Raw genomic sequence first — 19,134 nt, 5'->3', positions numbered from 1 at the left:
TCAGGGAGTCGATGGGTGCGGAGCGGGTTTTTCAGACGGATCGCAGCGCTGGTGCGCCGGAGCGAGCCTGCAGACCCGGTCAGCGCCCCAGCGCACCCGCAGCGTGGCCGGGTAGATCATGTGGTCTTGCTTGACGGCACACAGGGCAGGCTTGGCGGCGGCGACGAAACCTCGATCGGGCGCGTCTATGAGCTTCTGCGCGAGGGCGCGCCGCGCGTTTCGATCTGTTACGGCAAGGGGCTGGAGTGGAACGAATGGGGGCAGTTTTCTGATGCGGTGCTGGGCTGGGGGGGCGAGCGGCAGATCCGCCGCGCTTATGGCTGGCTGGCCACGCGCTACCGCCCCGGCGACCGGATATTTCTGATCGGGTATTCGCGCGGGGCCTTTGCCGTGCGTTCGCTTGCAGGCATCATCGACCGTATTGGCCTGTTGCGCGCTGATGCCGCGACCGAACGCAACGTGCAGCTTGCGTGGCGCTACTACGAGGTCGCCGGGCAGCGGACGGGTGCCGAGGCCTTCCGGCGGCATTTCTGCCATGCGGCTCTCGAAATCGAGATGGTCGGCGTGTTCGACACCGTTATGGCGCTGGGCATGCAACTGCCGCTGATGTGGATGGTCTCGGAACCACGCACCCGCTTTCACGATTACTCGCTCGGCCGCATCGTGCGCCACGGGTATCAGGCACTGGCGCTCAATGAAACGCGCTCGGTGTTCGAGCCGCTGATCTGGGACACGCGCGAAACCGGCGCGGAGCGGGTCGAGCAGGTCTGGTTTCGCGGCTGCCACGGCGATATCGGCGGCCAGATCGGCAGGCGCGAGGCATCGCGCCCGCTTGCCAACATACCGCTGGTGTGGATGTTGGAGCGGGTGGAGCGCTGCGGCCTTGCGCTGCCCGAAGGCTGGCGCGGGCGCTTTCCCTGCGATCCGCAAGCGCCCTCGGTCGGCAGCTGGCGCGGCTGGGGCAAGGCCTTCATTCTGCGCGCGCCGCGCGTGGTCGGGCGCGATGCGTCGGAAAGCATCCACGAAAGCGCTGTGGGTGCAAGGCTTGGCTGGCGCGCGCTGATCCGACCCGGCATCTGGCGGCGGCGCGTGGCCGCGCCACCCGAGCCTTCAGCCGGTGGGGCTGCCCATGATGAGGCAAGTGGTGGAACCGGTGGCGTATAGCTTGCCGTCGGCCAGCCCCCGTATCTCGCCCCGCGCGATGCCGGTGGAACGGCCTGCGTGCTGCACCTCACCCAAGGCTTCGATTTCCATCCCGACAGGCAGCGCGCGGGCAATGTTGATGCGGTATTCAAGCGTGGTGTAATACTGTCCCTTCGGCACCATGGTCATCACCGCGCAGGCCATGCAGCTATCCAGAAGCGCGCCATACCAGCCGCCATGCACCCCGCCCATCGGGTTGGTGTGCTCGAAACGCGGCGTGCCGCGAAAGGCCACCCGCCCGGGTTCGACCAGATGCAGCGTGTAATTCAGCACACCGGCAATCGGCGGCCCCGACAGTTCGCCCTTGGCGACCGCCTGCATGAACTCCAACCCGGATCGCGAAAGCAGATCGTTGCGGGTCGGCATTTCGGCGGGATTTCGGGCGATGAAGGGGTTGCGCATGGGCGGGCTCCTGTAACCGGCGCAACCTTTTCGCCAGTATCGCCCCGACGCAAGCCCTCAGGCGACTTTTTCCAGCGCCGGGGTCGGGGTCACGCCAAGCGCGTGGCACACGTCACGGGTCAGGCCCGGGCGGTTCAATGTATAAAAGTGCAGATCTTCGACCCCGCCTTGCAGAAGGTCATCGCAAAGCTCGGTGCAAAGCGCGGTGGCAAGAAGCTCCTCGCGCCCGTCGCGGGTAGCGGCGGCAAAGGCTTCTTCAATCCAGGCGGGCACCGAGGTGCCGCAGCGCTGGGCAAACCGCTTTGCCCCCGCCCAGGACTGGATCGGCAGAATACCGGGAATGATTTTCGCCTTCACGCCTGCCTTTTCTGCCGCATCGCGAAAGCGGAAAAACGTTTCCGCCTCGAAAAAGAACTGGGTGATGGCGCTCGTCGCCCCCGCCTCGCATTTGCGCTTGAGCCAGCGCACATCGGCACCCGCGTCCGCCGCATCTGGGTGCGGCTCGGGGTAGGCCCCGCAGCGGATGGTAAAACGACCATCGTCGGCAAGCGCCTCGATCAACTCGACCGAACTCGCAAACCCCTCCGGGTGCGGGGTGAACCGCGTCGCGCCTTTTGGCGCGTCGCCCCGCAGCGCCACGATCTCGCGCACGCCTGCCTCGGCATAGGCCTCGACAATCTCCATCGTCTCGGCGCGGGTGGCATCGACACAGGTCAGGTGCGCCGCAACGTTCAGCCCGTAATTGCGCCCGATCGTGGTGACCGCCTCATGGGTCAGCTTGCGGGTGGTGCCGCCCGCCCCGTAGGTCACCGAAACGAAGCTGGGCTTCAGCGGTGCCAGCACCTGCGCCGTCTCCCACAGCCGAAACGACGCATCGAGCGTTTGCGGCGGAAAGAACTCGAAACTGACGCGGGGTGTGGTCATCGGGCTATCCTTCGGTTGCGCTCTTGTCGCACAGACGGAGATGTGAGACAAACTCATAGTGTTCAAGAACAACATGAGGGTGACCACATAATGCACCTCGAACTGCGCCACCTGCGCACGATCCGCGCCATTCATGCCGAGGGCGGGCTGGCGCGTGCCGCCGAGGTGCTGCACATCACCCAGTCGGCACTCAGCCATCAGATCAAGGGGTTGGAGGATCAGGCCGGGGTCGAATTGTTCGTGCGCGCCGCGCGGCCCATGCGACTGTCAGCCGCGGGAATGCGGCTGTTGCGGCTGGCCGAGCGGGTGCTGCCCGAGGTGGAGGCGGTGGCCGAGGAATTTGGCGCGCTGCGCCAGGGCCGCGCCGGGCGGCTGCATATTGCCATCGAATGTCACGCCTGTTTTGACTGGCTGTTTGGGGTGCTCGAGCAGTTCCGCCGCGCCTGGCCCGAGGTGGATGTGGATATCCGCCCCGGCCTCGCTTTCGGCGCGATGCCCGCGCTCATTCGGCAAGAGGTCGATCTGGTGATCTCCTCCGACCCGGAAAAGCTTGAGGGCGTCAGCTTCAACCCGCTTTTTGACTATGCGCCAATGTTCGTCGCCGCCGCCTCCAGCCCGCTCGCCGCAAAGCCCTTCATCGAGGCCGAGGATTTTGCCGATCAGGTGCTGCTGACTTACCCGGTGGAGCGCGGGCGACTTGATATTTTCACCGAACTGCTTAGCGCCGCGCGGGTAGAACCGCGCGCCATCCGGCAGGTGGAACTGACCGCCGTCATCCTCATGCTTGTGGCCTCCGGGCGCGGGGTTGCGGTGCTGCCCGATTGGGTGCTGCGCGAGGTCAGATACCGACCCGACTACATCACCCGGCCAATCACCGCGAAAGGCCTGACCAAGCGCCTCTACGCCGCCACCCGGAGCGAGGATGCGACCGAACCTTTCATGGCGCATTTTCTGCGACTTGGGCGCAGCGAACCGGTCAAGTTGCAAAGGGTCTGAAATGGCGGTCGAACTGCCCGTGCTGGGGTTTGCCGATGCCGAAGGTTTTGCCGCCTGGATCGCGGCGCAGCCCGAGGCACCCGGGCTATGGCTGAAGCTGGCCAAGAAGGGTGCAGCGGTTGCAAGCCTCGCCAAGCAGGATGCAATCGATGTGGCCTTGTGCTGGGGCTGGATCGACGGCCAGTTGAAGCCCTTTGACCAGAGCCATTGGCTGATCCGGTTCACGCCGCGCCGCGCCGCCTCGAAATGGTCCGAGATCAACCGAACGCGCGCCGAGGCGCTGATCGCCGCGGGGCAGATACGCCCGCGCGGACAGGCCGAAATCGACCGCGCCCGTGCCGATGGCCGCTGGGCCGCCGCCTATGCGCCGCAAAGTCGCGCCGAGGTGCCCGATGACCTTGCCGCCGCGCTTGCCAATGTGCCCGACGCGGCGGCGGTCTTTGCCACACTCGACAGCGTCAATCGCTACGCCGTGCTCTACCGCATCCAGACAACGAAGACCCCGTTGGCCCGCGCCCGCAAGATCGCGCGGTTCATCGACGATCTGGCGGCGGGGGTGCTGCCCTATCCGAAAAAACCGTGACTCACGCTGCGTCTTCTGCGCCAAAATACCCTCGGGGGGCGCGGGGGGCAGAAGGCCCCCCGCCCTTGCCCAATCCCCTTGGCATCCGCGCGACACCCGCGTATAGCCAGCGCCTGACGAACAGGAGCCCCCGATGCATGGCAGCGCCAATCTCAACCTGATGATCAAGGCGGCCCGCAAGGCCGGTCGCGGCCTGGTCAAGGATTTTCGCGAGGTGGAGAACCTGCAGGTTTCTTCCAAGGGGCCGGGCGATTTCGTCAGCAAGGCCGACCGCGAGGCCGAACGGATCATCAAGGAAGAACTGCGCAGCGCGCGCCCCGCCTATGGCTGGCTGGGCGAGGAAACCGGCGAGGAAGCGGGCGAAGACCCGACAAGGCGCTGGATCGTCGATCCGCTGGACGGCACCACCAACTTTCTGCACGGCCTGCCGCATTGGGCGGTGTCAATTGCGCTTGAACACAAGGGCGAGATTGTTGCCGGGGTGGTATTCGATGCCGCCAAGGACGAGCTTTTCTATGCCGAAAAGGGCCTCGGAGCCTTCATGAACGAGACCCGGATGCGGGTTTCCGGGCGGCGCGTGATGATCGAGGCGATCTTCGCTACCGGTGTGCCCTTTGGCGGCCGCCCGACGCTGCCCGCAACCTTGCAAGACCTTGCCCGGCTGATGCCCACTTGCGCCGGCGTGCGGCGCTGGGGCTCGGCGGCGCTCGACCTCGCCTATGTTGCGGCGGGGCGCTACGACGGCTACTGGGAGCGCGGCATCAACGCCTGGGACATCGCGGCGGGCCTCATTCTGGTGAAAGAGGCAGGCGGCTTTGTCGGCCCGGTGCGCGAAGGCCGCGAGATGTTCGAAAGCGGCTCGGTGATCGCGGGCAACGCCGGGCTTTACGAGCAATTCAGCGGCCTGCTGCGCGAACCTGCCTGAGGCGGGTGACCGGGCGCGGCCGCGCAAGAGCGTGCCGCCCCCTTCGGGCCGTGCGGCCCCTCACCCCCCCCGCAGCATTTCAGCAAAAAAGAATCCCGCATTCAGAGCCGGTCTGCCGGGTGATGGACGCCATCGAACCATGGCACCGGGTCGAGGTCGCGCGGGTTCACGCCTTCAAGGCAGGCGGCGTTTACCCCATACTCATTCGGGTTCGATCGGCGCTGGTGATGGGTGTAGATGCCGCAGACCTTGCAGAACCAGTGCTTCGCGGTGCCGGTGCCGAACTGATATAGCGTCAGCATTTCGGCCCCCTTGACGATGCTGACCCCGCCAAGCGGGGCCGATACCGCAACTGCGCCGCGCCTGCGGCAGAACGAGCAATCGCAGCGCCGGGCGGTGGCCAGGCCTGCCGAAAGCGTCACCAGCATTTCGACAGCGCCGCAGTGGCAGGTCAGCCGGTGCGGGGAGCGGATTTCGGGCAACATCAGCGACGCCTGCGCGGGACCAGCGGAATGCGGGTCGGGTAGCGGTTGGCTGCATGCTCGGGGTGGCCGCCGCTGCGTGCCCAGAAGCCCGCTCCTCCGCGCCGCAGCCAGGCAGGAAGCGTGAGCGCAAGCCCGGTCGCAAAGCCGCCGGCATGCGCCCAATAGGCAACACCACCGCCCGCCACATCCGCTACGGCACCGCTCCACAATTGCAAGGCGAACCAGACCCCGAGAACCAGCCACGCCGGAATCGGAAGGACCTTGAAGAATACCACGAAGACAAACAGCACATCGACCCGCGCCCGGGGGAAAAGCAGAAGATACCCCCCCATGACCCCGGCAATGGCACCCGAGGCACCTACCATTGGCACAAGGCTCGATGGGTCAGCGGCGATCTGCGCGAAAGCGGCGGCAAGACCGGCCGCGAGGTAGAGCAGCGCAAAGCCGAAATGCCCCAGCGCCTCTTCCAGATTATCGCCGAAGATCCATAGGAAAAGCATGTTGCCGAGCAAATGCGCGACCCCCGCGTGCAAGAACATGTGGCTGACGAGGCCGCCGAGCAACTGCCCATGTGTCACCGCGCCGGGATAGAGCGCAAGCCGCTGCCATGCCGCGCCAAACTCGCCATCCCACGGATACGTCGCCGCGAACACCCCCAGATTGGCGGCGATCAACGCCCAGGTGACGAAGGCGGTGCGGTGCGATGGGTTGTGGTCGCGAAGCGGAAACATGGGCACGAGCCTTTCCGAAGCACTGGGTGGCGTCAAGATGTTGCGGAGCAAGGCACCGGCTGCGCCCGCGCGACCCTGGCCCGCAACGGAAGGGAGCCGTCACTCGTGAAGGAATCCAAACCGAGATGACGGCATAACCCCGATATTGCACTTTCGTTTATGCCGATTTTAGAGCGCCACGGCGCTTGGAATGCCGCGCCGCAGCAACGCGGAGGTTGGCGGTCGGGCGCGATATAAAGCCATTTGTTATCAAAGTATTACCAGTATTCGGCGCGCCAACGCCTCACTATCAAATACGTGAATTCGTGCGTAGGCAGCAACGGAGGGAGAAATACAAGTAGAGTAATTATCATTATAAAACAACATGTTCGCGATAAAATATGCATTTCGTTTAGCGTGTTTGGTCCCCTTGACAGCGGCGCGCGGTGTTCACGATCCTGTGACGGGAGCAATCCGGGCGGCAGGACCGCGCATGTAACTGAACGGGAGGGAAGAGTGATGAAACCAGGAATTGGGGTGGCGCTTGTGCTGGGCGCTGCGATGACGGGGCTTGTGGGTGGGTCGGCGCTGGCCCAGGGACAATCATTGTCGCAGCAGCTTTCGGCCGATATTGCCGCTGGCAAGATCAGCATCGAGGGCGATGACGCTGCGGTGAACGAGTTGATCCTGAAGCGGAACATACCGATTCCCTACAGCTACATCGACACGCTGATGCATGTGCCGAACGCCTTCGGGCCGGGTCCGGCCTGCGTTGTCTGCCATTCGAGCAATGACCCCGCGGAAAGCTATCGCGGGCTTGACCTTTCCACCTGCGAGGGGATTCGGCTCGGTTCCACCGAGGCACCGGCGCGACCGATCTTTGTTGTGGGCCAAGACCCGAAGCGCGAAATCCTCGGTCGGCGGTTGCGCAACAACCGGATGCCGCTGGGGGTGGAGTTCAACGTGCCGACCGACTCGCCCGCCATCCTCGCCGTCGAGGCGTGGATTCGCAGCGGTGCGCCGAACGACAAGAACTTCACCGATAACGTGCTGCCGCTGTTCACCACCGAAAGCGCGTTTGCGCCGGACACCCCGGCCTGCACCGACTGCCACATGTCGAACCAGGAACCCCCGAGCTTCCACGAGCTCGATATGAGCAGCTACGAGGGCATCATGCTTGGCGCGGACTCGATCGCCAAGGGCGTCGACAACGCCACCAAGGTTATCATCCCCGGCGAACCCGAGCGCAGCGGTGTCTGGCAACACCTGGCGGAAAACCGCATGCCTCCGGGGATCAGCCCGTTTGAGAACCGCGACCATGCGAACACCCAGATCATGTTTGCCTGGGTCAAGCAGGGGGCGCTATGCAACTGACGAACCGCCGCCAGCTTCTGGCGGGGATCGGGGCAACTTTCCTGGCTATGCCGGGGCGCGCGCGGGCCGAACGGCCCGCGCCGTTTTTGCCCGAACTCGCGCGCTGGCAAACCGGGAACGCCGTTCTCAGCCCGCCCACGTTTGACGCGGGCAGGCTTTTCTTTTGCGGCAGCGACACGGGCGGGCAGTTTGACCCTGCGGCGCAGGTGCCTGTCTGGCTGCGCCCGCATGGTCTGGGCGGCCCGGCGGCGTTTCGCCCGCGGCTTGCCGAGGGCGCAATGCTGATTGGCGGGCGGCAGGGTTACGTCTGTTTCGACCCCGATACCGGAACAGAACGCTGGCGCTACACCGCCCGTATCCAGACCGGGGTGCCGGTGCTGGCCGCAGGGCGCGCGGTCTTTGGCGACGGGCACGAGATCGTGGCGCTCGATCTGGCGACGGGGGCGGAGCTTTGGCGCTTTGCCGGGGTGCCCGATACCATCGCGGCCTATGCGCCCGCTGTTGCGGGGGACGCGGTTTTTGCCGGGCCCGGGGACGGGCGGCTTTATGCGCTGTCGCTGGCCGATGGCGCGCTGCGCTGGCAGATCGACGGGCGCGCCCGCTGGCAATACCTGCGCCAGATCCACTTTGGCGCGGGTGTGCTGGTGGCCGGAAGCTACAAGGAACAGCTTTTCGCGATCTCACCAGAGAATGGCACGATCCGCTGGGAATTCATTGCCGGCAATTTCATCAATTCGCATCATGTTGCGGGCGATCTGGCGTGCCTCTGGTCGCCAACCGGGCGGATCTTTGCCATCGACATCGGCAATGGCCTGCCGCGCTGGCAATACCAGACCACCGACTACCGCGCCGGAGGCGATGATTGGGCCTCGGTACTGGCGGAACTGACCAGCGCAGAGGGCCAGCTTTTCACCCTCGACATGCGCGATACGCTGCGCCTGCTCGATCTTGCCGATGGCAGCCTTGGGGTGGTCGGCAAGGTTCCGGGTGCCACGCGGCATGCGGTGCTGCCGCTCGGCGCGGGTCGGGTGGCATTTCCGATGATGGATGGCTCGCTCTTGATGACCGGGCTCGGCTGAACCCGGCGCTCAAGCAGTGGCGGCACCAGCCAGAAGCGCCGCATTGCCGCCCGATGCGGTGGTGTCGATGCAGATCACCCGCTCATGCGCAACATGGGCAAGGTCTGGCATCGCGCCGATAAGCGGCAGGATCGGGCCGGGGCGGGCTGCCAGCGCCCGCGCATAGGCGCGGCCGGTGACCGCATCGCCCCACCAGAGCGCGGCGGAAAACCCCGCGAGGGTGCTGAGCGCCTCGGGCGCAAGCGGCGCACCTGCCTCGATCGCCCGCCCGCCGAGCGCGCGCACAGCCTCTGCCTGCGCCGCCGCGGCAACCGCGCCGGGCCCGAGGCACAGGAGCGGCGCACGCGCATGCAGCGAAAGCCGGTTCGATTCGCCGGTAGGGCCGGGCAGATCGCGGTCTGGCAACGGGCGTGCGGGCGGGCAGGCGGCAAGCGCCGCCTCGATCGCCTCAAGGTTGGCGGGCGCGGGTTCGGCAACTGCCAGAACCGGGGGGTGCCGCGGTGCGGTGAAGCGGGGAAGGTAAAACGGCCCCCCCGCCTTTGGCCCGGTGCCCGAAAGCCCCTCACCGCCAAACGGCTGGCAGCCCACCACCGCGCCGATCTGGTTGCGGTTGACGTAGAAGTTGCCCACGGCGAGCGCATCGGTCACTTCCTGCACGCGGTTGTCGATGCGGCTGTGCAGGCCAAAGGTCAGCCCATAGCCGGTAGCGTTGATTTCGGCCAGAACGCGCGGCAGGTCTTCGGCCCTGAAGGTTGCCAGATGCAGCACCGGGCCGAATATCTCGCGGCCCATATCGGCAATGCCGCGAACCCGGATCACCGTCGGGGCAATGAAATGCCCGCCCTCGGGGCACGCCAGCTCCTTCAACAACCGCTCCTCGGCCTCGGCCTGGCTAATATGCGCGCCAATGCTCGCCTCGGCCTCGGCGTCGATCACCGGGCCGATGTCGGTTGCCAGATGCCAGGGGTCGCCGACCCGCAATTCGTCCATCGCGCCGAACAGCATTTCCGTAAGCGCCGGGGCGATGTCTTCCTGCACATAGACGCAGCGCAGCGCCGAGCAGCGCTGGCCTGCCGACTGGAAGGCCGAGGCGATGATGTCGCGCACCGCCTGTTCGGGCAGCGCGGTCGAATCCACGATCATCGCGTTGAGGCCGCCAGTTTCCGCAATGAACGGCGCATCGGGGGCCAGATTTGCTGCCATGGCGCGGCGGATTGCCTGCGCGGTTTCGGTGGAGCCGGTGAAGACCACACCCGAAACGCGGCGGTCAGAGGTCAGCGCGCGGCCCACCGTGGGGCCATCGCCGGGCACGAGCTGCAACGCGCTCGCCGGAACCCCGGCGCGGTGCAAAAGGCGCACCGCATGCGCGGCGATCAGCGGTGTTTGCTCGGCGGGTTTGGCAAGCACCGCATTGCCCGCAGCCAGCGCCGCCGCGATCTGCCCGATGAATATGGCCAGCGGAAAATTCCAGGGGGAGATACAGCTGAAAACCCCCAGCGCGGGGCGGTCGAGCGTTGCCGCTTCGCCCGCGTAATAGCGCAGAAAGTCGGCAGCTTCGCGGGTTTCGCTGACCGCATCGGGCAAGGTCTTGCCCGCCTCGCGCGCCAAGAGCGCAAAGATCGGTCCGAAATCGGCCTCGAAAAGATCGGCGGCACGGGCAAGCACCCTGGCGCGATCCGCCACCGGGGCGGCCCAGGGCCGGGCGGCGGCAAGCGCGCATTCCACGTCGGCGGGGGTGGCGTTTCGCACCTCGCCCACCTTCGCGCCGGAGGCCGGATTGGTGATTGCAAGCGGCGCGTCGCCTGCGACCGGACCGGCGAGAATCGGGCCAGCTAGGGCAGGCCCCACGGCCGCGCGCGCGGCCTCGATGGCAGCCAGCGTGGCGGGTTCGGTCAGATCGAAACCGCGACTGTTGGCGCGGTCGGAAAATAGCGCGGGCGCTTTCGGCAGGCGCGGGTTGACCGGGCTTTCCAGCGCTTCAAGCGCGGTCAGCGGGCAGGCGGCGACCACCTCGGGCGGCACTTCCTCATTGACGATCTGGTTGACGAAGCTTGAGTTTGCGCCGTTTTCCAGCAAGCGCCGCACAAGGTAGGCCAGAAGGTCGCGGTGCGCGCCCACCGGTGCATAGATCCGGCAGTGCGCGCCAAGGCCCTTCAGCACGATATCATGCAGCTTTTGCCCCATGCCGTGTAGGCGCTGAAACTCGAACGGGCGGCCTTCGGCCATTTCCAGCACCGCTGCCACGGTGTGCGCATTATGGGTGGCAAATTGCGGGTAAAGCCGGTCGGTCATGCCCAAAAGGCGGCGGGCGAGCGCGATGTAGCTTGCATCGGTGCCAAGCTTGCGGGTGAAAACCGGAAAATCGGGCAGGCCAAGAACCTGCGCGCGTTTTACCTCGGCATCCCAATAGGCACCCTTCACCAGGCGCACCATCAGGCGGCGGTCGAGCCGCTTGGCGGTGGCGTGGAGCCAATTGATCACATGGCCGGCGCGCCGCCCATACGCCTGCACCACCACGCCGAACCCGTCCCAGCCCTTCAGATCCGGGTCAGCCAGCACCGCCTCGATCACCAGCAGCGAAAGCGCCAGCCGGTCGGCCTCTTCCGCGTCGATGTTGAAGCCCATGCCAGCCTTCGCCGCCGCCCGCGCCAGACGGCGCACAACGGGCACCAGTTCCGCCATCACGCGGGCTTCCTGCGCCACTTCATAGCGGGGGTGGAGCGCCGAGAGTTTCACCGAAATGCCGGGGTTGGTGCGCACGTCGCGGCTCTTGCAGCCCTTGGCAATGGCGGCAATCGCGCGCGCGTAGCTTTCGGCGTAGCGCTGCGCATCGTGCCCGGTGCGGGCCGCCTCGCCCAGCATGTCGTAGCTGAAGCTGTACCCCTCGGCCTCGCGCGCCTCGGCCCGCTTCATCGCGGCCCGGATGGTTTCGCCAAGCACGAACTGGCGGCCCATCTCCTTCATCGCGCGGCCAACGGCAAGGCGAATGACCGGCTCGCCCAGGCGCCGCACCGCATTGCGAAGGTGGCCAACCACGCCCGGCTCCTTGTCTTCCAGCACCTTGCCGGTCAGCAAAAGACCCCAGGTCGAGGCGTTGACGAGGCTGGAGGAGGAACGGCCAAGGTGCTTGCCCCAGTCGGAAGGCGCGATCTTGTCTTCGATCAGCCGGTCCATGGTGTCGGCATCGGGCACCCGCAGCAGCGCCTCGGCAAGGCACATCAGCGCCACGCCCTCTTCGGTCGAAAGCCCGTATTCGGCCAGGAAAACCTCCATCAGCCCCGGTTTCACATCGGCGCGGATCTGGCGCACCAGTGCGGCCGCCTCCTCGACGATGCGCTGCCGGGCAGGCGCATCAAGTGCCGCCTCGGCCACCAGCGCCTTGAGCAAGGGGGCCTCTGGGGTGAGGCTGGCGTTTTCGATATGCGTCATCAGGGCGGAAAGGCGGGTCATCGGCGGCTCCCTTGCGTTTCAGCCATGATAGCGGCAATCTGCAAGCCATTCGGCCTGATCTTTGCTCAATTGCAGCCGAAACGACCAAAGAATGGGGCAAACATATGCCGAAAGGCCCGGCAGAACTTGACCGCTTCGACAGCGCAATCGTTGCGGCACTTGCCGCCGATGGCCGCATGACCGCAACCGAACTTGCGCGCCGCGTCGGGTTGACGAAATCGCCGGTGCAGGCGCGGGTGAAGCGGCTGGAGGCGGCTGGCGTGATCGCGGGCTACCGCGCCATTCTCAGCCCGATCCGCATGGGGCTGGCGCATGTGGCCTTTGTCGAGGTGCGGCTTTCCGATACCCGCGAGGCAGCACTTCAGGCGTTCAACCGGGCGGTGCGCGCCATGCCCGAGATCGAGGAATGCCACATGATCGCCGGGGGGTTCGACTATCTCTTGAAGGTACGCACCACCGATATCGCCGATTATCGCCGGGTGATGGCAGAGCGCATTTCCACGCTGCCAAGCGTTGCCGCCACTTCAACCTATGTGGCGATGGAGGCGGTGAAAGAGGCGGGGCCTATTCAGCCGCGGTAATCACCACCGCACCGGCCGAAAGAAACTCGATCCCGCCGCCGCCTGCCCGCACCGCATCGACCTTGCCCAGCAGGTCGTTGAAGGCGAACTCGTATTTGAAGAACTCGAAATCGCAGAGCATCTTGGTGGTGGTCAGACCGCCCACCACCAGCGCCTCGCCGACAGCACGGATCGGGCGTGAATACTGGTTGCAGATCACCTTGCCGCCGATCATGCCCGCGTCGGCGCGCACCAGCGTGATTTCGGCACCCGCAGGCAGCGCCTCGCCCGCAACGCCGGTAATGCGCCACTGGCTGCCCACCGGCAGCGCGGCGAAGGGGTCGGCGGCGGCGGGAATGGCCAAGGCAAACATGGCAAAAGCTGCGGCACAGGAACGACGCATGTCAAACTCCGGTTTGGTCCATGCCAGTATGCGCCCGCCGCGGGGCGCGGCCAAGCCCAAAACGCGACACTCTCAGACCCGGAGGGCCAGCCACGAAGGGCAGGTTACTGGCCGGCTGGGGTCGCAAAAGCGGTGCCACAGCGTCGACTGCGACCTATCGCAAGGCGCGAAAATCCCGCAATAAGACGATAATACCGAATCGGAGGAACGCCATGACCAGCCTGACCGACCGCAAGAACGCTGCCATCGCCAAGGGTGTCGGCATGACCACGCAAGTCTATGCCGACCGCGCCGAGAATGCCGAGATCTGGGACAAGGAGGGCAACCGCTACATCGACTTTGCGGCGGGGATTGCCGTGGTCAACACCGGGCACCGCCACCCGCGGGTGATTGCCGCGGTCAAGGCGCAGCTCGACCGCTTCACCCACACCTGCCATCAGGTGGTGCCATATGAAAACTATGTAGCGCTTGCCGAGCGGCTGAATGGCCTGCTGCCCGGCGACTTTGCCAAGAAGACGATCTTCGCCACCACCGGCGCCGAGGCGGTGGAAAACGCGGTCAAGATCGCCCGCCATTACACCGGGCGCGCGGCTGTCGTGGCATTTGCGGGCGGCTTTCATGGCCGCACCTTCATGGGCATGGCGCTGACCGGCAAGGTGCAGCCCTACAAGGCGGGTTTCGGGCCGATGATGGGCGACGTGTGGCACCTGCCGTTTCCGGTTGCGCTGCATGGCACCTCTACCGACGACGCGCTGGCAGCGCTTGATCGCCTGTTCAAGGCCGATCTGGAACCCGCGCGTGTTGCCGCGATCATCGTCGAGCCGGTGCAGGGCGAGGGCGGGTTCTACGAGGCCCCGGCGGGTTTCATGGCGGCGCTGCGCAGGGTCTGCGACCAGCACGGCATCGTGCTGATCGCCGACGAGGTGCAGACCGGATTTGCCCGCACCGGCAAGATGTTCGCGATGGAGCACCACGGGGTGGCAGCCGACATCACCTGCATGGCCAAGGGGCTGGGCGGCGGCTTGCCGATCTCGGCAGTTACCGGCCGCGCCGAGATCATGGACAGCCCCAACCCCGGCGGCCTTGGCGGCACCTACGCAGGCAACCCGCTGGGCGTGGCCGCAGCGCATGCGGTGCTTGACGTGATCGAGGATGAGCAGCTTTGCGAGCGCGCCACCCGGCTTGGGCAGCGGCTGAAACAGCGGCTGGCGGGGATGCGCGACGGGGTGCCGGAAATTGTCGATATCCGCGGCCCCGGCTTCATGAACGCGGTTGAATTCAACGTGGCGGGCAAGGCCGAGCCGAACCCGGCCTTCACCAACCGGGTGCGGGAAGAGGCGCTGAAGCGCGGCCTGATCCTGCTCACCTGCGGGGTCTATGGCAACGTGATCCGCTTCCTCGCGCCGCTGACCATTCCGGACGCGGTCTTTGACGAGGCGCTCGACATTCTCGAAGCCTCGATGCTGGCGGCGCGGGCCTAGCGATGGACGACACCGATCAACGCCTGATCGCGGCCTTGCGCCGCGACGGGCGGGCGTCGCTTTCCGACCTCGCGCTGGTGCTCGGCCTTTCCCGCGCGACGGTCAGGGCGCGGATGGAGCGGCTGGTGACGCGGGGGGAGATTTCCGGCTTTACCGTGCTGACGCGGGCCGATGTGACCGCATCGCCGGTGCGCGGGTTGATGATGCTGGGGATCGAAGGCCGCGGCACCGACAGGATCGTGGCGCGGCTGATGGGGCTGGCTTCGGTGCAGGCGGTGCATTCCACGAATGGAAAATGGGACCTGATCGCGGAACTCGGGGCCAGAACCCTAGCCGAGCTTGATGACACGCTGTCGCAGATCCGGCGCATCGAGGGTGTCACCACCTCGGAAACCAGCCTGATGCTGACCACGCGCCGCCCGGGTGCGAAACCCTGAGCGGCAGCGATAACACGCGTGTTATCGTGTGTAACTAACTGACAATATTATATACTTTAAAAAACCATAAGACTTTGGCAAGGTTTCAGCCCGGGTCCCCCGACCCCCCGCCTACCGCGCCCGCATCAGCATGCCGTAAAGATCGCGTGGCTCGTCGGGGTCGGCGATCATGTCGAGATCGTCATAAAGCCCGGTGCCCTTGATCCGCCGCAGCACATAGCGCAGCGCCGAGAAATCTTCGACCGCGAAGCCGACGCCGTCGAACAGCGTCACCTCGGCGCGATCCCGCCGCCCCGGTGCCTGCCCGGTAATGACCTGCCAGAGCTCGGTTACCGGAAAATCGGCGGGCATCTGCTGAATTTCGCCCTCGATCCGGGTCTGTTCGGGGTATTCGACGAATACCGAAGCGCGCAGCAGAATGCCGGGTGCCAGTTCGGTCTTGCCGGGGCAATCGCCGCCGATGGCATTGAGGTGCACGCCCGCACCCACCATGTTGTCGCTCAGGATCGTCGCAAAGTGCTTGTCGGCGGTGCAGGTGGTGATGATGTCGGCCCCCTCGATGGCGGCCTCGGCGCTCTGGCATGGCACCAGCTTCAGCCCGGTTCCGGCAAGGTTTGCCGCGCATTTCGCCGTCGCCGCCGGGTCGATATCGTAAAGCCGAAGCTCCTCGATGCCGCAGAGCGCCCGAAAGGCGAGCGCCTGAAACTCCGATTGCGCGCCGTTGCCAATCAGCGCCATCACCCGCGCGCCTTGCGGGGCGAGCCATTTTGCCGCCATTGCCGAGGTGGCGGCGGTGCGCAAGGCGGTGAGCAGGGTCATCTCGCTGAGCAGCAAGGGGTAGCCGGTGTTCACATCGGCCAGCAGGCCGAAGGCGGTCACCGTCTGCAACCCCTCGCGCATGTTCTTGGGGTGGCCGTTCACATATTTGAAGCCATAGGTTTCGCCGTCCGACGTGGGCATGAGCTCGATCACCCCGACCTCGGAATGGCTGGCCACGCGCGGCGTCTTGTCGAAGGCGGGCCAGCGGCGGAAATCTGCCTCGATCTCGCCGGCAAGCTCGACCAGCATGGGTTCCAGCCCGATGTGATGTACCAGCCGCATCATGTTGGCGACCGAAACGAAGGGCACCAGCGCAAGGCGCGATGGGCTGGTCATGCAAAGCCCCGGGTCGGGCGGTCGAACACCTTGCGGCCCATCAGCGAGCCGACAAGATCGACCATCAGCCGCGCGGTGCGACCCCGGTCATCAAGGAACGGGTTGAGCTCGACCAGATCGAGCGAGCTGACAAGGCCGCTTTCATGCAGCAGTTCCATCACCAGATGCGCTTCGCGAAAGGTGGTGCCGCCGGGCACGGTGGTGCCGACCGCAGGCGCGATCGCCGGGTCGAGAAAATCGACATCGAGCGACACATGCAGCAGCCCGTTCGCAGCGGCGACACGGGCCAGAAATTCGCGCAGGGGCGCGATGATGCCGCGCTCATCCAGCACCCGCATGTCATTGATCTCGATGTCGCGGGCAAGCAGCGCGTCATGCTCGGCGGGGTCAACCGAGCGGATGCCGAACATGCAGATGTTTTTGCCGGGCACCGGTGCCGGGAAGGGGGGGAAGGGGGCAAAGCCCTCGCGCCCGGCAATATAGGCCATCGGGGTGCCGTGCAGATTGCCGCTCTGGGTGGTTTCGACCGAATGAAAATCGGTATGCGCATCAAGCCAGAGCACGAAAAGCGGCCGCCCCAGCGCCGCTGCATGCCCCGCCACGCCCGAGACCGTGCCAAGCGACAGCGCGTGATCGCCGCCCAGAAAGATCGGGAGGCCCGCTGCCATGCCCGCCCGCGCCGCTGCCGCAAGCGCCGCGGTCCAGGCGACAATCTCGCCCAGATGGTGTACCGCCGGGTTGGCGCAGTGCAGCGCGGGCGCGGGCCCGGGCACCACATCGCCATGGTCGCTGACCTTATGGCCAAGCTCGGTCAGCGTTGCCGCCAGCCCGGCAACGCGGTAGGCCGCCGGCCCCATCAGACAGCCGGCATGGCGCTGCCCGCTATCGACTGGTGCCCCGATCAGAATGCAGTGTCTTTGCATGATGTTCCCCTTTGCCGCAGCATTGCCGCCGATGCTGGCAGAGAAAAGCCGTATTGAACAGAAAATCAGCGGTATTTCGCCCGAAGTGGCGGGGGCGGTTGGCATTCTGGCAAGGCTGGCGGCGGCGCGTGAATCTTGCTGCGACCGCAGAAACCATCTTGAGTTTTGCCCGCAGCGCGCCCATATCAGCGGCGCGATGTTATCTGATCGACACTGTTCCTTCATCGGCCAGTCTTTCGATTCTGCACTGACTGAGCCGGGCCGCCGCAATCTCGCGGGTGGCATATTGAAGGAGATATCACGATGGCCACTGGCTCCGTGAAATGGTTCAACACCACCAAAGGTTTCGGCTTCATTGCCCCCGATGGCGGCAAGAAAGACGTGTTCGTGCACATTTCGGCGGTTGAACGCGCCGGCATCCGCGCGCTGAACGATGGTCAGAAAGTGACCTTCGACATCGAAACCAGCCGCGACGGCCGCGAATCGGCCACCAACCTCGCGCTGGCCTGATTTCGGGCACCGGGTTTGAGGCGGGGCGGGCTGCGGCTCGCCCCGTTTTCATTTCGGCAATGGCCGTGGGCTTCTGCCCCCGCGCCGACGAAAACCCGCATGCAATGAAGACGCGCGAATGTCGAGTCTTCTACGCGCAAATACCCTGCGGGGGTCCGGGGGTGCAAAACCCCCGGCGCGCCGCCTCAGCCGGTGCGGCGGACCTTTTGCAAAAGCGGCATCAGCTCGGCCATCTCCGGCCCGTGCGCCTGCCCGGTCAGCGCCTTGCGCAGCGGCATGAACAGCTCCTTGCCCTTGCGCCCCGTCGCCGCTTTCACCGCAGCCGTCCAGCTGCCCCAGGTGCTCGCATCATAGGGCGGGGCGGGCAGCAGCCGCATCGCTGCGGCGATGAATTCGGCGTCTTCGGCATCGACCACCGGTTTGGCACCTTCCAGCACCAGCGCCGCCCAGGGTGCCAGATCATCCAGAACGGTGATGTTCTTGCTCGCCACCGCCCAGAACCGCTCGGCAATCGCCGCCGGAATACCCAGCCCGGCAACCCGCTCGGCCACCGCCGAAAATGGCAGCCGCTGGTTGCGTTCGCGGGTGAGCGGCATCAGGTCTTCCGGGTCGAGCTTGGTCGGTGCCGCGCCAAACTGCGACAGTTCGAACCCCTCGGCTATCTCCGCAAGGCTCATGCGCAATTCGACCGGCTGGCTGGAGCCGAGCCGCGCCATCAGGCTCAAGAGCGCCTCGGGGGCAACGCCGCGCGCGCGCAGATCGCGCAAGGAAAGCGTGCCGAGGCGCTTGGAAAGCTCTTCCCCCTGCGGCCCGGTCAGCAGGCTGTGGTGCGCAAAGCTCGGCACCTGCCCGCCAAGGGCGCGCATGATCTGGATCTGGGTGGCGGTGTTGGTCACATGGTCGGCACCGCGCACGATATGGGTGACCCCCATCTGGAGGTCATCGACCGAGGAGGCAAAGGTGTAAAGCACCTGTCCGTCGGCGCGGATCAGCACCGGGTCCGACAGGCTGCCCGCATCGATCGAGATCGGCCCCATGATGCCATCGATCCACTCGATCCGTTCCTGATCGAGCAGAAAGCGCCAGTAGCCCTCGCGCCCTTCCTCGCGCAGCCGATCCTTTTCAAAGTCGGTCAGGCCCAGCGCGCTGCGGTCATAGACCGGGGGCTTGTGCATGTTGAGCTGTTTCTTGCGTTTCAGATCGAGCTCAACCGGGCTTTCGAAGCATTCATAGAACCTGCCCATGCTGCGCAGGCTTTCCGCCGCCGCCTCGTAACGGTCAAACCGCTCCGACTGCCGTTCCAGCCGATCCCATGTAAGACCAAGCCATTCGAGGTCTTCCATGATCGCGTCGGCGTATTCGACCTTTGAACGTTCGCGGTCGGTATCGTCGAGGCGCAGAATGAACTGCCCTCCCGACTTGCGCGCAATCAGATAGGCCATCAGTGCCGTGCGCAGGTTACCGACATGGATATAACCGGTGGGCGAAGGGGCAAAGCGGGTGACGGTGGACATTTCGGGCACTCCTCGTTGGC

Annotated in this window: 20 protein-coding genes; 11 read left to right on the top strand and 9 right to left on the bottom strand. The window is 65.7% G+C overall.

Going from position 1 to position 19,134, the window contains the following annotated elements:
* Positions 1 to 15 precede the first annotated feature (15 nt).
* Entirely contained in the window at positions 16 to 1,164 is a 1,149-nt protein-coding gene (locus Q8J98_RS00745; RefSeq protein ID WP_305292599.1) for a DUF2235 domain-containing protein, read from the top strand.
* Here the strand turns inward: Q8J98_RS00745 and Q8J98_RS00740 are convergent.
* Both Q8J98_RS00740 and metF read right to left on the bottom strand, forming a co-directional pair.
* Positions 1,111 to 1,605 (bottom strand): PaaI family thioesterase, encoded by a 495-nt coding sequence (locus Q8J98_RS00740; RefSeq protein WP_305292598.1) that lies wholly within the window; start codon positions 1,603 to 1,605, stop codon positions 1,111 to 1,113. The two genes, Q8J98_RS00745 and Q8J98_RS00740, sit on opposite strands and share 54 nt — an antisense overlap.
* A 57-nt stretch (positions 1,606 to 1,662) precedes the next feature.
* Positions 1,663 to 2,529, bottom strand: a complete 867-nt coding sequence (gene metF / locus Q8J98_RS00735; protein ID WP_305292596.1) for a methylenetetrahydrofolate reductase [NAD(P)H] — start codon at positions 2,527 to 2,529, stop codon at positions 1,663 to 1,665.
* Positions 2,530 to 2,619: 90 nt separating this feature from the next.
* Here metF and Q8J98_RS00730 point away from each other — a divergent pair, with 90 nt between their 5' ends.
* The 3 genes from Q8J98_RS00730 (at position 2,620) to Q8J98_RS00720 (ending at position 5,033) form a co-directional block, all read left to right on the top strand.
* Complete coding sequence (locus tag Q8J98_RS00730; protein ID WP_305292594.1) at positions 2,620 to 3,525, top strand: LysR family transcriptional regulator; 906 nt, start codon at positions 2,620 to 2,622, stop codon at positions 3,523 to 3,525.
* Between the two features lies 1 nt (position 3,526).
* The gene (locus tag Q8J98_RS00725; protein WP_305292592.1) at positions 3,527 to 4,108 is read left to right on the top strand and encodes a YdeI family protein; all 582 of its coding nucleotides are present in this window, start codon (positions 3,527 to 3,529) and stop codon (positions 4,106 to 4,108) included.
* Between the two features lie 133 nt (positions 4,109 to 4,241).
* On the top strand, positions 4,242 to 5,033 hold the full coding sequence (locus Q8J98_RS00720) for an inositol monophosphatase family protein (RefSeq protein ID WP_305183446.1): 792 nt from the start codon (positions 4,242 to 4,244) through the stop codon (positions 5,031 to 5,033).
* A gap of 101 nt (positions 5,034 to 5,134) precedes the next feature.
* On the opposite strand, the gene Q8J98_RS00715 is transcribed toward Q8J98_RS00720, so the two are convergent.
* Both Q8J98_RS00715 and Q8J98_RS00710 read right to left on the bottom strand, forming a co-directional pair.
* On the bottom strand, positions 5,135 to 5,518 hold the full coding sequence (locus Q8J98_RS00715) for a GFA family protein (RefSeq protein WP_305292590.1): 384 nt from the start codon (positions 5,516 to 5,518) through the stop codon (positions 5,135 to 5,137).
* Positions 5,518 to 6,249, bottom strand: coding sequence for a rhomboid family intramembrane serine protease (locus Q8J98_RS00710; RefSeq protein ID WP_305292637.1), 732 nt, complete (start codon positions 6,247 to 6,249; stop codon positions 5,518 to 5,520). Before Q8J98_RS00710 ends, Q8J98_RS00715 begins: the two co-directional genes overlap by 1 nt.
* 498 nt (positions 6,250 to 6,747) lie before the next feature.
* Here Q8J98_RS00710 and Q8J98_RS00705 point away from each other — a divergent pair, with 498 nt between their 5' ends.
* Both Q8J98_RS00705 and Q8J98_RS00700 read left to right on the top strand, forming a co-directional pair.
* Positions 6,748 to 7,602: a hypothetical protein gene (locus tag Q8J98_RS00705; RefSeq protein ID WP_305292588.1), complete on the top strand. Its 855-nt coding sequence runs from the start codon at positions 6,748 to 6,750 to the stop codon at positions 7,600 to 7,602.
* On the top strand, positions 7,593 to 8,681 hold the full coding sequence (locus Q8J98_RS00700) for a PQQ-binding-like beta-propeller repeat protein (protein WP_305292587.1): 1,089 nt from the start codon (positions 7,593 to 7,595) through the stop codon (positions 8,679 to 8,681). Before Q8J98_RS00705 ends, Q8J98_RS00700 begins: the two co-directional genes overlap by 10 nt.
* Positions 8,682 to 8,690: 9 nt before the next feature.
* Here the strand turns inward: Q8J98_RS00700 and putA are convergent, their stop codons facing one another.
* Positions 8,691 to 12,131: a bifunctional proline dehydrogenase/L-glutamate gamma-semialdehyde dehydrogenase PutA gene (gene putA / locus Q8J98_RS00695; protein WP_305292586.1), complete on the bottom strand. Its 3,441-nt coding sequence runs from the start codon at positions 12,129 to 12,131 to the stop codon at positions 8,691 to 8,693.
* 104 nt (positions 12,132 to 12,235) lie between these two features.
* On the opposite strand from putA, the gene Q8J98_RS00690 reads away from it, so the two are divergent.
* Entirely contained in the window at positions 12,236 to 12,712 is a 477-nt protein-coding gene (locus Q8J98_RS00690) for an Lrp/AsnC family transcriptional regulator (RefSeq protein WP_305292584.1), read from the top strand.
* Here the strand turns inward: Q8J98_RS00690 and Q8J98_RS00685 are convergent.
* Positions 12,696 to 13,094 (bottom strand): META domain-containing protein, encoded by a 399-nt coding sequence (locus Q8J98_RS00685; RefSeq protein WP_305292582.1) that lies wholly within the window; start codon positions 13,092 to 13,094, stop codon positions 12,696 to 12,698. The two genes, Q8J98_RS00690 and Q8J98_RS00685, sit on opposite strands and share 17 nt — an antisense overlap.
* Positions 13,095 to 13,306: 212 nt before the next feature.
* Between Q8J98_RS00685 and Q8J98_RS00680 the strand changes: the two genes are divergently transcribed.
* Together Q8J98_RS00680 and Q8J98_RS00675 are read left to right on the top strand one after the other, a co-directional pair.
* Positions 13,307 to 14,575 (top strand): 4-aminobutyrate--2-oxoglutarate transaminase, encoded by a 1,269-nt coding sequence (locus Q8J98_RS00680; RefSeq protein ID WP_305292580.1) that lies wholly within the window; start codon positions 13,307 to 13,309, stop codon positions 14,573 to 14,575.
* A 2-nt stretch (positions 14,576 to 14,577) separates the two neighbouring features.
* Positions 14,578 to 15,012 carry an Lrp/AsnC family transcriptional regulator gene (locus Q8J98_RS00675; RefSeq protein WP_305292578.1) on the top strand — a complete coding sequence of 145 codons (435 nt, stop codon included), beginning with the start codon at positions 14,578 to 14,580 and terminating at the stop codon, positions 15,010 to 15,012.
* A 111-nt stretch (positions 15,013 to 15,123) separates the two neighbouring features.
* Here Q8J98_RS00675 and Q8J98_RS00670 read toward each other — a convergent pair whose 3' ends face one another.
* Complete coding sequence (locus Q8J98_RS00670; protein WP_305292576.1) at positions 15,124 to 16,167, bottom strand: ornithine cyclodeaminase; 1,044 nt, start codon at positions 16,165 to 16,167, stop codon at positions 15,124 to 15,126.
* Positions 16,164 to 17,090 carry an arginase gene (gene rocF / locus Q8J98_RS00665; RefSeq protein WP_305292574.1) on the bottom strand — a complete coding sequence of 309 codons (927 nt, stop codon included), beginning with the start codon at positions 17,088 to 17,090 and terminating at the stop codon, positions 16,164 to 16,166. Before rocF ends, Q8J98_RS00670 begins: the two co-directional genes overlap by 4 nt.
* Before the next feature lies 1 nt (position 17,091).
* On the opposite strand from rocF, the gene Q8J98_RS00660 reads away from it, so the two are divergent.
* Both Q8J98_RS00660 and Q8J98_RS00655 read left to right on the top strand, forming a co-directional pair.
* Positions 17,092 to 17,412: a hypothetical protein gene (locus tag Q8J98_RS00660; RefSeq protein WP_305292573.1), complete on the top strand. Its 321-nt coding sequence runs from the start codon at positions 17,092 to 17,094 to the stop codon at positions 17,410 to 17,412.
* Entirely contained in the window at positions 17,394 to 17,600 is a 207-nt protein-coding gene (locus tag Q8J98_RS00655; RefSeq protein WP_305183434.1) for a cold-shock protein, read from the top strand. Before Q8J98_RS00660 ends, Q8J98_RS00655 begins: the two co-directional genes overlap by 19 nt.
* 185 nt (positions 17,601 to 17,785) lie before the next feature.
* Here Q8J98_RS00655 and gltX read toward each other — a convergent pair whose 3' ends face one another.
* Positions 17,786 to 19,114 (bottom strand): glutamate--tRNA ligase, encoded by a 1,329-nt coding sequence (gene gltX, locus Q8J98_RS00650; protein ID WP_305292571.1) that lies wholly within the window; start codon positions 19,112 to 19,114, stop codon positions 17,786 to 17,788.
* Between the last annotated feature and the right edge of the window lie 20 nt (positions 19,115 to 19,134).

The organism is Phaeovulum sp. (assembly GCF_030684035.1).
In the GTDB taxonomy this organism is placed as follows: domain Bacteria; phylum Pseudomonadota; class Alphaproteobacteria; order Rhodobacterales; family Rhodobacteraceae; genus UBA6213.
Note: the sequence above shows the minus strand (reverse complement) of the source record. Positions and strands in the feature narration are given on the sequence as shown.

Coding starts and splice junctions, on each gene's coding strand:
- Q8J98_RS00700 (WP_305292587.1), top strand. CDS start 7,593: ATGCAACTGACGAACCGCCGCCAGCTTCTGGCGGGGATCGGGGCAACT.
- Q8J98_RS00740 (WP_305292598.1), bottom strand. CDS start 1,605: ATGCGCAACCCCTTCATCGCCCGAAATCCCGCCGAAATGCCGACCCGC.
- Q8J98_RS00685 (WP_305292582.1), bottom strand. CDS start 13,094: ATGCGTCGTTCCTGTGCCGCAGCTTTTGCCATGTTTGCCTTGGCCATT.
- Q8J98_RS00720 (WP_305183446.1), top strand. CDS start 4,242: ATGCATGGCAGCGCCAATCTCAACCTGATGATCAAGGCGGCCCGCAAG.
- Q8J98_RS00710 (WP_305292637.1), bottom strand. CDS start 6,249: ATGTTTCCGCTTCGCGACCACAACCCATCGCACCGCACCGCCTTCGTC.
- Q8J98_RS00705 (WP_305292588.1), top strand. CDS start 6,748: ATGAAACCAGGAATTGGGGTGGCGCTTGTGCTGGGCGCTGCGATGACG.
- Q8J98_RS00725 (WP_305292592.1), top strand. CDS start 3,527: ATGGCGGTCGAACTGCCCGTGCTGGGGTTTGCCGATGCCGAAGGTTTT.
- Q8J98_RS00680 (WP_305292580.1), top strand. CDS start 13,307: ATGACCAGCCTGACCGACCGCAAGAACGCTGCCATCGCCAAGGGTGTC.
- Q8J98_RS00730 (WP_305292594.1), top strand. CDS start 2,620: ATGCACCTCGAACTGCGCCACCTGCGCACGATCCGCGCCATTCATGCC.
- Q8J98_RS00675 (WP_305292578.1), top strand. CDS start 14,578: ATGGACGACACCGATCAACGCCTGATCGCGGCCTTGCGCCGCGACGGG.
- Q8J98_RS00715 (WP_305292590.1), bottom strand. CDS start 5,518: ATGTTGCCCGAAATCCGCTCCCCGCACCGGCTGACCTGCCACTGCGGC.
- gltX (WP_305292571.1), bottom strand. CDS start 19,114: ATGTCCACCGTCACCCGCTTTGCCCCTTCGCCCACCGGTTATATCCAT.
- Q8J98_RS00660 (WP_305292573.1), top strand. CDS start 17,092: ATGTTCCCCTTTGCCGCAGCATTGCCGCCGATGCTGGCAGAGAAAAGC.
- Q8J98_RS00655 (WP_305183434.1), top strand. CDS start 17,394: ATGGCCACTGGCTCCGTGAAATGGTTCAACACCACCAAAGGTTTCGGC.
- putA (WP_305292586.1), bottom strand. CDS start 12,131: ATGACCCGCCTTTCCGCCCTGATGACGCATATCGAAAACGCCAGCCTC.
- metF (WP_305292596.1), bottom strand. CDS start 2,529: ATGACCACACCCCGCGTCAGTTTCGAGTTCTTTCCGCCGCAAACGCTC.
- Q8J98_RS00670 (WP_305292576.1), bottom strand. CDS start 16,167: ATGACCAGCCCATCGCGCCTTGCGCTGGTGCCCTTCGTTTCGGTCGCC.
- Q8J98_RS00690 (WP_305292584.1), top strand. CDS start 12,236: ATGCCGAAAGGCCCGGCAGAACTTGACCGCTTCGACAGCGCAATCGTT.
- rocF (WP_305292574.1), bottom strand. CDS start 17,090: ATGCAAAGACACTGCATTCTGATCGGGGCACCAGTCGATAGCGGGCAG.